At 51.8% G+C, this 12,465-nt stretch carries 7 protein-coding genes; 2 read left to right on the forward strand and 5 right to left on the reverse strand.

All coding sequences use genetic code 11. From position 1 onward, the window contains the following. Positions 1 to 4: 4 nt before the first annotated feature. The 5 genes from J4E05_RS18440 to J4E05_RS18460 form a co-directional block, all read right to left on the reverse strand. Positions 5 to 5,905, reverse strand: coding sequence for an SDR family NAD(P)-dependent oxidoreductase (locus J4E05_RS18440; RefSeq protein WP_349598629.1), 5,901 nt, complete (start codon positions 5,903 to 5,905; stop codon positions 5 to 7). A gap of 147 nt (positions 5,906 to 6,052) precedes the next feature. After that, positions 6,053 to 6,598, reverse strand: a complete 546-nt coding sequence (locus tag J4E05_RS18445) for a hypothetical protein (RefSeq protein ID WP_085590326.1) — start codon at positions 6,596 to 6,598, stop codon at positions 6,053 to 6,055. A 66-nt stretch (positions 6,599 to 6,664) separates the two neighbouring features. Continuing rightward, complete coding sequence (locus J4E05_RS18450) at positions 6,665 to 7,555, reverse strand: hypothetical protein (protein ID WP_085590324.1); 891 nt, start codon at positions 7,553 to 7,555, stop codon at positions 6,665 to 6,667. Between the two features lie 652 nt (positions 7,556 to 8,207). Continuing rightward, positions 8,208 to 8,993 carry a FadR/GntR family transcriptional regulator gene (locus tag J4E05_RS18455; RefSeq protein WP_349598633.1) on the reverse strand — a complete coding sequence of 262 codons (786 nt, stop codon included), beginning with the start codon at positions 8,991 to 8,993 and terminating at the stop codon, positions 8,208 to 8,210. Between the two features lie 307 nt (positions 8,994 to 9,300). Further along, positions 9,301 to 10,581, reverse strand: a complete 1,281-nt coding sequence (locus J4E05_RS18460; protein WP_349598636.1) for a D-tagatose-bisphosphate aldolase, class II, non-catalytic subunit — start codon at positions 10,579 to 10,581, stop codon at positions 9,301 to 9,303. Between the two features lie 143 nt (positions 10,582 to 10,724). On the opposite strand from J4E05_RS18460, the gene J4E05_RS18465 reads away from it, so the two are divergent. Beyond that, positions 10,725 to 11,504 (forward strand): DeoR/GlpR family DNA-binding transcription regulator, encoded by a 780-nt coding sequence (locus tag J4E05_RS18465; RefSeq protein WP_349598639.1) that lies wholly within the window; start codon positions 10,725 to 10,727, stop codon positions 11,502 to 11,504. Position 11,505: 1 nt separating this feature from the next. Continuing rightward, a complete protein-coding gene (locus J4E05_RS18470; RefSeq protein WP_349598642.1) occupies positions 11,506 to 12,453 on the forward strand; it encodes an N-acetylglucosamine kinase in 948 nt (315 codons plus the stop codon). Positions 12,454 to 12,465 lie beyond the last annotated feature (12 nt).

Raw genomic sequence — 12,465 nt, forward strand, 5'->3', positions numbered from 1 at the left:
TGTTTCAAATCGTCGCAAGGTTACTTTTTAAAGCAGAATGGGGGCTGATCGACGTGGTCGTTGCGGGTGTTAACGCGACAGCCAGGCAGAAGCGTGATGTATCGTCCCTGTTTTTTTGCGGATCGGTCGCGCAGGAAACAAGGATCGTTTCGCCGGAATGAAGCCTGATCCAGTTTGGTGATGAAGACGGATCAAACACCAGTGGGGCATCAGGGCGTAATCCGGCTTTTATCAGGGCTTCGCGCAGGGACCAAACACGGGTCGCGGCAACATTTAAAGGTTCGAAAAAGGTTTTCTGGATGAATTTGGCCTGTGCCATACCGGTTTCACCCAAAAGAGTATGCCAGTCGGTTTCGGTTTTTTGCAGGACGTTTTGCAAATCGCAACCTGCCGATTGTGCGCTATCAATAACGCATTTCCAGCCATTACAATAAGACGACGACCTGAAGCGGGTATCGATGGAAACATCCGGTTTACCATCCGGGCGCTGGTTATGTGCCTTAGGATTTTGGCGTTTGTTCCAACGATCATGAAACGGGAATATGGAGACGCGCAGGTCGGCTTGCGGCAGTTCATCCGCAATTTTGCGTTCAATATAAGGAGCCATCAAGGGCAGGGCGGTTAGTTTCAAACTGGCCGGGGTGCCCATGGTACGAAGTTTGAGACCACGCCAATGTTCGACAATTTTGCCATCCTGATTAAAAATAACCATATCGTAGACCAGTTCGGCACCGAGATCGGCGATTTCAGTTGCGAACATGCGATAGGCTTGGTCCGGGTCCAGGGCAGAGAGGGCAATTTCGTCGACGGACACCGGAATAACAGTTTGATGCGGAATGCAGGCCTGAATGGCATGAAGTGATGCGTCCCGCGCACCGGCATCACCCAGCACCAGATTTGTTGGTAAATTATTATCAAACCAGCCAGTTTTATCGCCCGGCGACAAAGACACAAGACAGCGGCGTGCCGCAATCAAATTATAGCCCTGTATGCGTTGAAAGCGCCCCTTCTGAAATAGAATATTCTGGTAAAGGTCGAATTCCGGGTCAAATGGCTGGATCAATTTTGTCGCTGCGAGAGACTGAATTTCACGATCAATCGCGGCAAGTGCCGGTGTTTTGGTAAAGCGGCAGTAAGCAGTGATGTGGTTTACCTGGAAATCTGTTGTCGAGCAGCGAAGAGCGAGTGAAAATTCATCATTCGCCACGGCCTGTGCCACAATACGGATCGTAACCGGGGCATCTGATTGCGTTACAATCGCCTTGGAAAAAATAACATCCCTGAAGATTGGCGACAGGTTTTGGGTTTTGTCGTGATGCAAGGCAAGGGCCGCCTGGCTCATGGCTTCAAGCGCCATGACAGCAGGGAAAATCTGTTCCCCGTTCAGGCAGTGATCGGCAAGATAAAGGTCAGATCCGGACGAAATTTCAACATCGCTGATCAGTTCTACTTCGGGGTAACGGACCCGGATATTTTGAAGAAAACGGTATTGATATGTGGGCAAGGCGGGATGATCGAGCGTTTTTGCCGTACCATAGCGCCCTGAAACGACGATGCTATCTAGTAAGTTAACATCGTTTACAATATGCAAAAATTCGCGCACACCATCATCAATGGTAATGGGCGCAATACCCTGTGCCATCAGCGCATCGAGGCTGCCGACACGTTGACCCATACCAACCCCGGCCCAAACCGACCATTCGATGGTTTTGCAATGGCAGGCAGGATGACGCGCCTGAAAATCGGCAATTTTTTGGCTTAGCCATTCATTGCACAACGCATAATCAGCCTCGCCGTGCAAGCCCATACGCCCAATGATTGAGCCAAACCCGACCAGCATTTTTAACTGTTTAGGGTCTACAGCAGTTAATATATTTTCAAGACCCTTGATTTTAGGGGCAAGGGTGGCCTGAATAGCGGACAGGGTGAGGTTCGCAACCGTTTGGGGAGTATTAACACCAGCCCCATGCAAAATAGCGGTTACCGGCCCGCCCAAATCCGCTGTGCCATGGGCAATTGCAGCTTCGATATCGGCCTTTTGGGTAATGTCGGCACACTGATAACTGGTTTTAAGACCGGCATTGGCGAAACGTTGCAGATTAGCAGCCAGTTCGACGTTGTCCGCCACCGATGACCGACCCAACACCAGCAGGGCACAGCCGGATTTCCGGGCCAGTTGAAAGGCGCATTCGGCGCTAATCCCTTTGCCACCCCCGGTTACCAGCAGAACATCATTTTGGTTCAATATATGATGTTTTGGTGCTGGCCCCGGTTGAACCAGGTTCAAATGCGGAACAAGACGCTGGTTGCCGGTTTGTAAAAATACCTCGGCAAAACCGGGTTTGGCGCAACTGATTTCGTCAAGAATACGCGCAGGCATATTTGACGATGTGGGCGATGGCAGGTTTAGAACAAGCGTATCGATCGTGGTGTTTTCAAGAAAAAACGATTTCACGAAACCACTGGCCGACCAGCCTTTTTGCAAGACAACCAGTTGAACAGGAGAGTTGGCAGCGTTGTTTTGAATGATAGCATTTTGCGCAGCCGCAAGCAGGGCGGCGATATCGTCATCGCCGGGATGATCACTGATTACACCTAAAACACCATTGCCATAAGAACCGCTGTTGAGCTGTGCCAGGATGGTATTTTCCAATGGCCCCAAATGACCAAACCCGGTCCATTCGCCGGAAATGGCCGCAGCGCGAAGCGGGGGTATCGGGGCCGCATGATTTTGAAATTGAAAATAGCGTACCCAATTGGAAATGCCCGCCGGGGCTGCTTGATGTGACTTACGATCATTATTGGCGGAATTGGCCATTTCGGTAATAGCCGTCGCAATATCGCCAATTTTACCATCGGCAAATTCGGTTGGGTCAACAAGCAGCGATACGCCGATAGTGGAACTTAACCGCGTTACGATTTCACCAACGGTGATAGAATTTAAATGTAGATCGGAAAGCATCCGGCTGCTTTCTTCCAGCGACCAGGACGGCAAGCCGGTCCGATCGGCAATGATGGTGCGCAAATGTGCAAGGATGCCGTCGCGGTCCCGCGTGGTAGATAAAACGTCGTCAACCGGGGAAGGGGGTGTCGCTGGTTCCGCTTCGTCATCAATGGGGGGCTGGGAGGCAGCGGGAACTGTTTCACAAGGATTTGCGATAAAAACAGGGTTCCAGTCCCAGTCAAATTTTTTGGTGAAGCGGTTTTGATAAAGGTTGCCAATATTAGGCGCACAACCAAGAATATAGGCCGCCGCAGCGGCGCACAGATATGGTTCAAAACCGGCCCCGCCCACATCTATCGAAATTGCCGGAAGGTTACAAAAACTGCCGGTTATTTTTTCAAGCAGGGCACCTGGGCCAACCTCGATTAAAAGGTCCAGATTGGGGGCTGCGTGTTTTACTGCATCCATAAAACGGACCGGCGATGATATTTGCTGGCACAGATAGTTGGGAATGTTTGTGTCGGCAGGCATGATTGTGCCCGAAACAGTTGACACAATTTGCCGGTTCGCCGGTACAAAGGCAAGTGTACGGAGCATGTTTGCCAACGACTTTGCCACCGGTGCCATTGCCGGTGTGTGGAAAGCCTGACGAACCCCTAAAATGGTGCAAGCCGTTCCCTGGGTGCGAAGATCTTTGACAAAATCATGAATGGCATCGTGATCGCCTGAAATAATGGTTTGGCGTGGCCCGTTAAGGTTGGCAACAAAGATATCTTTACGTGAGCCAATGGCGTTCAGGGTTGTTTTGTCGTCGGCGGCAACCGCAGCCATTGCGCCCGATGCATGAATATCGGCCGCCATTGTCTGGCCGCGTAAAGTTGCAATTTCAAGCAGTGTTTGACCATCATAATGCCCGGCCCAATGCAGGGCTGCGAGTTCGCCAAGACTGTGACCAATGGCAACATCACCAACGATGCCAACATGTTTTAGCATCTCCAACCCCGCAAGTGAGGCCGCCGCAATAGCAGGCTGGGCAAAATCGGTGTTGCTGCGATCCCTGAAACCTTCAAGTTTGGCGAGGTCAAAAGCCTGCCGGATAATGGGAAAACGACGTTCGTAAATGCCCCCATGGCAGCGGGCCGGGGCCCCCTGACCTGAAAACAGCAAACCAATTTTACCCGTTTCCCGTTTGCTGGAGACAAAAATGCCATCGGCGACGAAAAAATGAAGACAATTATCGTCCATCGCCAGCACGGTTTCGCCAAGTGTTTTTAACTTTTGCGCCAAGGCGTCTGGCGTACTGGCAACAAGGGCGGCCTTCCAGATGAATTGGGAATTAAGCGATGCACGATGGGCCAATTCGGCCGCTAGGTCGATAAGCTCGGCGCGCGAGCATTTATCAGCAAATGCAGCAACGTGATTAATCGTCCATAACAAGTCCGACTGCCGGGCAGCAGCAAAAACAAAAACTTCGCTGTTCTGAAAAGCTGCCAGATTTGTACGTTTTGGGCCAGGTGCCTTATAAACTGACGGTCGGGCCTGATTTGGGGCCTCGGCCAGGGTAATGTGGGTGTTAATACCGCCAAACCCCATAGCACTGACCCCGGCACGGCGTTCAACGCCATCAGATTGCCAATCCATGATTTGGGTAGACGGGGAAAGATGGGCGGCATTGTTTTCAAACAGGGCGTGAGGACGGTTACAGGCCGTGGTGGGCGGCAGAATGTTTTCGCTTAAACATTTGCTGGCACGCAGCAACCCGGCGATACCTGCGGCGGCCTTGGTATGGCCGATATTGGCCTTGATCGAACTGATGATGGCGGGTTGCAACGGGGTATCATATTTTTCCCGCGCGGTCATAAGTGCCCTAAGTTCGGCCGTATCGCCCACTTTGGTGCCTGTACCGTGACCTTCAAAATAGCCGACACTGCCAATATGATACCCCGCCCGGTGATAGGCGCGGTGCAAGGCCAGCATTTGTCCCGCGGCTTCGGGCCGGGTCAGCCCGCCATTGCCATCAGAAGATACCCCCCAACCCCGGATCACAGCATGGATATGTTCACATTGTTCAAGGGCATCGTCATAACGCATCAGGGCAAGGAAACCACACCCTTCGCCGGGCCAGAAACCCTGTGAACCTTCGTCATAAACCAGCATGTCGTCACGGGCCAATGCCGATGTGCGTGAAAAGCCGGTTAGCTCAAACGGATCCAGGCTGAGATCCACGCCGCCGGCAAGGACCATATCGGCATCCCCCATGGTGAGGGCTGTGCAGGCATCAATGACCGAAATAAGGGATGAAGAACAGGCACCGTCAACGGTGTAACCGCCACCTTTAAAGTCAAAATGGTTGCAAATTCGCCCGGCAATAGTATTGGCAAGGCCACCAGCGAGGGTATCTTCGTTTGGCGTTGGAAAGGGGGCTTTGTAATTGCCTTCAAGATCACGCAGAAAACGGGTGAGTGTATCGTCGGTGATGTCGGGATATTCGGAGCGCATTTGCCGTTCGATCACACCACGCACATAGGGCCAGCGCAAACGCATAAGATTGGCGCGGGAAAATTCACCGGTCAGGGTATTGCCAATGATGACGCGGATACCTTCATTCGCAACAGTGGCGCGGCCCTTGCGAAAACGGATGCTGTCGATGGTTTCGCGTGCCACACCAAGTGCCAGCCAGTGGGTCAGGTCTGTTGTTTCGTAGCTTTGATTTGAAACGCGAAACCAGTTGCGATCAAACTCGAAACCTTTAAGCACAGCGGCCTGATTGGTGTAGGCCCGGTCAAGTGCCTTGCCGGTATCATCAAAATAACCGGCTGCGAGGCGCTGGGCGGGCAGGGTGCGAAAGGATCGCCGCTGGGCAAGGGAGTTTTCAAACAACTGATCGGCATTGTCGGCATCAGGATAACGGCATGCCATACCGACAATGGCAATCGGGCAGTTCCTGGCGGTATTTTGCATGGCTTTGATCCTGTGCGCTGAGAAGATAACCGGGAAAAAAAAAGGGTAAGTGAGATTTGAAAGCCGATTTTCAGGGGAAACATGCCCGTGGCTGACCCATCTGGCGGGGGCGTATAACCAGATGGGTCAGCACCGTTCAGGCCGATTTTATTTCATGGTTACCGGCGAGGATGGTGCATTGCCAATCGGGGTGTCGGTCGTGACAAGAACCTGGGTCAGGGCCTTGCCAGCAGCCGAGAACCATTCGTACTGGGCAGTTTTTGCATTTAGCGCCATAACGCGCGAGATCAGCGTGCCCTGATACACGAATGCCTTTTTGCCCGGCGGGCAGGAAAACGACATGGACTGGGTGCGAGTGGTGTTCCATTGTTCGCTGAATGACAGGGCAAATGTCGTTTCAACGGAAGCACTTACAACTTCGATGGAGACACCAACCGACGTTTTCACACTGAAACTTTGTTCGGTGGTGAAAGTGAAACCATTGGTTACCGACGCGCTGTAGTCGCTGGTAACTGTTGATTTGGTATTGTCGAGCGATGCAATGATTTCGAGGTTCGGGCTGTAGAGAATGATCGACAGCATTTCGTTGGTGGTGCTTTGGGCCGGAACACCCGCATTAAAGCTGGTTTCGTTGGGCACCGGCATGAAATCAAAGATTTTAAGTTCAGGTGTGGAAGGAGGGCCGAATGGCATGTGAAGTCTCCTGGGACAAATGCGCGAACGCAAAATTCAAGATGGTGAAAGGATGGGCGGGGAATATCAGATGCGACAGGTAGGAGCGGTCGCGATGTTGATGGCGAAATGCTGCAAGACAGAGCTGTATTGCTGGCACAAAACGCCCGGATCGCTGTAAAGCACCGACCACGCATCCATTTTCAGATAGGTGGCATGGGTATCCCCGCCGTCCTTGGTTTTGCGTTTGTAATCTTCGATGGTCAGGTGCCACGAAATGGTTAGCACCCCGATCCCGTCTGCCATGCCGGTTGCCGGGTCGTAATTGTCAACAAGGTCGATGACACGACTGTCGCTGACGTCATAGTTCGCAATGTTTGAATCATTCAACGGCTGGATCACATTTGAAAGTGTTGCCAGCATGGTGGGCTGATCCAGACCTTTGACCAGGGTGGAAGATGCTGTCAGGCCAACCTGAATGAACAGTTTCTGGATGGCTTCGGCGTTCGGGTAATTGCCCTGGGTTGCCGGGGGCGAATTTTTAACCCCGGTAAAGCCATTGGTTGCCTTGTTATCAAACAACCAGTTGAAATGATCCTTGTACTGGATGATCTCAAGGTTCGGGCCGTATCCTTCGGCATTGTTATTATCGGGAATGGACCAGTTACCCGTTGCCGCCGATGTCATTTGCGGCACATCGTTTGCCGCAGAAAACAGCATAACCGGGGCCGCCGCTGCCTTGAGATTGGCATTCAGCGGGCTCGTATGCGGTGCCTTGATCGCCATTGACTGAACAGCACCCTGGGGCAATTGTGATTTGACCGTTGTGATGTAGCTATCAAGGTTTTTGTCGTTTAACTGCGCACAGTTAAGGCCAATATTTTCAAGGCTTGTTTTCAGGGTTGCCTTGTCAAACGGGGTCGGCGTTGCGGCATCAAGTTTGCCGATATTCATTTTATTAGGGGGACCAAAAGGCATTTGAAAGCTCCTGTTGATTAAAATGGTTCTGGTATTGCGGGCATCAGAAAAAATGTTGATATGAATGCCCAAACAAAATTTATTTTGTTAAATCAATGAGATGGGATCCCCGGACCAATGCCGTAACGGCCATCGGGCTATGGCGTTTATTTTGACGCACCTGTCCCGATCACCCGATTAAGCGGTGCTGTGGGCAGGTTTGGTCATGACGTGCGAAATCAGCCCTGAACGGGTCAGGATGTGGTTTTCAAACCTGTTGAAAGGCGGAACAAAGCATTTGATCTGAAGGATTTAGCGGCGGCGGGTGTGCCCCATCCATCAGCCCTAATCTGACGGGTTCGTTCAGGCTTTGTGACAAAGGCTGTGCCGAAAATATCGCTGGGAACGCAATATGGGCATCTGACGGGGTGTTTTTGGGCGCATTCCGGGTGGGATTTCAAATGAATTTCGCTGGAAAGACGGCCTGATAAATGGATATAAAATTTACGATTTCAGATAGTTAGGTCTGAGTTTCAATTTCGGTGCATACCCTGAAAGCTCATTTTAAAAAAATCGCTTTTAAAAGGGGTAACCTGCGCCTTGCAGGGGCAGGGCGGATTAATTGACCGTTGAAATATCCGACCTGTGCAGGATGTGGCCGATAGAAAACAATTTATTGCTGAAAGCCACTTTCGGCGTCGTTGATCGCGCAATGAATCAGATTGCGCATGGCATTTTCAGCGCCGGTCGCATCTTTTTGGATAAAGGCACGATAAACGCGTTCATGCATTTCATAACTGCCATCCATACCGATCAGGCGGTTGCTGCGACCCAACGCCTCTAACTGATGATCAAATTGAAGGTCCAGCGCCGAACTGATGACAGAAAATACCTGGTCAAGCATTTCAGAACTGACAGCTTCGACAAAGGCCTGATGGAACGCAATATCGGCTTCAATGAAGGCGGCACGCCAGTCATGCTCGTTCAAGGTTGTGTCGTTATGGATGAATTTTTTGGCGTCCCATGCTGCATCTATTTTTTCACGGGCAGCATCATCAGCCATGACAGTGGCGCTATAGGCAATACCTGGTTCAAGAACCAGCCGAAGTTTTAACAGATCACGCAGCAACCCTTCACGGTCGCCGGCCTGAATTCGCCAATCCATAACGTCCGGATCAAGCAGGCGCCATTCAGCGCGAGGCTGAACGCGGGTGCCATCCGATGTCCGGCTGCGGATCAGCCCTTTGGCCCCTAAAATACGGCAGGCTTCGCGAATGACAGAACGGCTGACATCAAGTTCGGTAACAAGATCCGCTTCTTTGGCAATAACCGAACCAATCGGCCATTCCCCGCCAACAATACGAACGCCAAGATTAGCGACAGCAGCACCCAGAATTCCCCGGACTTCGATTGTGCCTGCAATTGGTGTTAGCCGTCGAAGGTTTCCGGTTTTACCCATGTTCACTGTTATCCTGTTGCCTGGTATGATCATCTTATAAACGATCACGGGTTAAGCACCATGGCGAATGTACATGCCAATAAAGCATGATGCAGCATTGGTTGCCCAAAAGTAACAAACAGGCAGAAAATCGAAACTCCCGCACAAAAGCAAATATCACGACAAGGAATAGTCAGTAGAAAGCAAACCACCCGCCGTATGTTTAACGCGCGGATAGTTAGCTTTCTGATTTTTATAGGCATTCGGCGGGGACAGGCTTACTGAATGCGATCACCTGTCCGCCCGAATTGAACTAAATTCCATATCTTCACGGTTCAATGCGTCGGCATGCAATTTCGTATGTACGAATGACAGAACGAACCATTTCGATAATCAAATCCCGCGCATCCGGTTTTTGTTTTGCTGCGGCAAACAGCGGGTAGACGGTTGGTAAATACTGACTGACAAGCGGTTCGGGCAATTCATATTTCGAAAGACGGTCAAGCAGGTTTTCGACCGCAGCGGTCGCGTCGTCTGTTGGCCAGTAATAACGAATACGGTCGCTATAGGAAAAATGACGTTGCAGGCGCTGGGCATTTTCGTCGCCGTGATAGTATTTTTCCCAATGTTTCGGTTTTGCCAGCATCAATTGTTCAAGCTTGTGCGGCAGCGATTCCGACGTTGGGAGTTGTTCGAGAAAACAAGCAATGTTATCCAGGCCATAAAATGCTTCGCGCATGGCAAATGTAACGCCCGGGCCGACTTTCAGGATGGCGAAGCCGTCTTTTACCAGAGAGGACAGCGCGCTTAATGGTTGGTAATCGGTTGAATGAGCCTCAAATACAATGCCGGGAATTTGTGTGAGCGTGGCGCTAAGTTCGGTTGCAGCGGCCGGGTCATAATAGACAACATTTTCGTTCCCAAATTCGACACCGGGCTGCACCACCAGGCCAATTACACGCGAAAATGCGTCATCCAGGCCGAGTTTGGCAAAGGCCTGACGATGGGCTTCGTAAGTGGCCATCGCGGCCACAGGCGATGTCACTTCGAGGGTGTCGATGGCCTCCATTGCGCCACCGGGGATCGGCACTTCGGTACCAATGATATATACCGGCTTTTGCCCTGAAACGGCGCTTTCGGCCACCGCTGCCAAACGGGCGGAACGCGCCGCAATTGTTGTATCGGAAAGCGGGGTTGCGTCATCTGCGCACGGCATTGATGCATCAAGATGGATTTTGACAAATCCGGCGTCAACATACCGGGAAATCAGGATCTCAGCCTTTGCCATCGCGTCGTTGGCGGGCAGATCTTTCCAGGGGTTAGGGCCAAGATGATCTCCGCCCAGAAAAAGCTGGTGCAGATCAAAACCAACCTTTGCTGCAATCTGTTCGACATATTGGCGAAAATCCTGCGGTGTCATACCGGTATAACCGCCATCCTGATTAACCTGATTGCACGTTGCTTCAATCAGGACCGGTGTTTTGTTGGCTTTGCCTTCCAGCAAGGCGGCCTCGATGACCAAGGGATGCGAAGAGCAGATTGAAGGGATCCCCGTAATTTCACCACCAGCCCGTGATCGCAGCATTTCCACAAACGGATTATACGTCATCTTGCTCTCTTTCAGTTGGTTCGATCAAAAAACGTCGTTTATCTGACGTTCAGTGATTATATTCGATCATAAAAATGCTTGACAATGATTTTATTTGATCGGAATGTAGGTGTCATAAAGTGAAAACGGGAGGCAGGATTTAGATGAAGGGCGACCGGCTATCAGCCATTCGGCAGTATCTTTACAATCACGGGTTTAGCCATATTCAGGCGATTGCCGATGAAGTTGGTGCATCACTGGCAACGGTACGGCGCGATCTTTTGGCGCTTGAGGCACAGGGCGCAATTGTCAGAACCCACGGCGGCGCACGCATTGCTGATGCTGTTGGGATCGAGGTTGGTTTTGAGCAACGTGAACGGTCAAGCCTTGCGGAAAAACGCGCCATTGCCGACGCGGCCTATGAGCTTCTGATTCCCAAAAGCAGTGTGTTTCTGGATGCCGGAACGACGGTTTTGCAAATTGCGCGCAGGTTGCGCCTGGGCCCGATGCCGATTTCGGTTTTCACCAATTGCGTAACGGTTGCACAAGTCCTGATGGATGTGAGCGATATCCGCGTCACCCTGATTGGTGGGCAGCTGCGCCCTGAAAATGCATCCATGGTGGGTCCAATTGCCGAGCAGACACTGGAACGATTATGGTTTGATCAGCTGTTTTTAGGTGCCGGGGCCATTGCTGATGACGGCTGTATTTATAGCCTTGATGACCATGAAGCCCGCGTAAACGAACTTATGATTGCACGTTCTTCGCAAAAGGCCTTGCTGGTTGATTCATCGAAATTCGGACATCGCCTGACCTATCGTGTTGCCCCGATCAGCAAGGATTTGCACGTTATTACCGACGAAGCCATTTCCGATGAATGGCAAACCCGCCTAAGCGACATTGGCGCCCCTGTTAGTGCCGTCGCGATCAAGGATGCGGAATAACATGGCGTTCGTCCTTGCCCTTGATGCTGGTGGAACCAAAACCCTGATGGCACTGGCGAACCCGCAGGGCACCGTTACGATGCTTAGATCCGGACCAAGCCTTGACCCGACATCGGGTGTGAACTGGCAGGGGTTGCTAAAACAAATTATCGCACCGGCCATAGGGCAGGCGGGATTATGCGAAGCCGTTATTGGCCTGCCGTTTCACGATGAGCTTAAAGCCCTGTCACGTGAACAAAACACCGCGGCCAGCCAGTGCATACCGTGCCCGGTACTGGTTCAAAACGATGTCAGGATCGCCTTTGACGGCGCGTTTGCGGGCAGCGGAGGTGTCCTTGTGCTGGCAGGAACCGGGTCTATGGCGTGGGCCAGCACAAACGGCACAAACGATCCGCATTTTCGCATCGGCGGGTGGGGAGACAGCTTTGGGGATGAAGGTAGTGCTTACTGGATTGGCCGGGAAAGCCTTGCCTTGACGGGACGCGGTATTGATGGCCGCATCCCCACAAGCGACTTCGCCACTGCCTTGCTGTTGGAAATGGGCATTGCCCCCGATGATCTGATCGACTGGGTATATGCGCTTGAAAATAAAAGGTCTTCTATTGCGGCCATTGCCCGCATAACCGGGAAACTGGCCGATACGGGAAACAAAGATGCACAGGCCATTCTCGATCGTGCCTGCGATTGTTTGGCTGAACATGTAAACGCGGCACAAAAGTTACTAAACACCGGCCTGCAAGTGCCATGGAGCTATGCCGGTGGCGTATTTGATAATTCCTATGTTTTGAACGGTGTTCGCGACCGTATCGGGTCCGAGCCACAGCGCCCTGCCTTGCCACCAATCGGGGGTGGCTTGCTGCGTGCGGCACAGCTGGCGGGCTGGAACACCGACCATGCCTTCATCGAAGGTTTATCCGTGTCCCTGAATACAGCTTTTCAATCAATATAATAAGGAGGCAAA

The organism is Thalassospira sp. NFXS8, from assembly GCF_040148805.1.
GTDB lineage: Bacteria > Pseudomonadota > Alphaproteobacteria > Rhodospirillales > Thalassospiraceae > Thalassospira.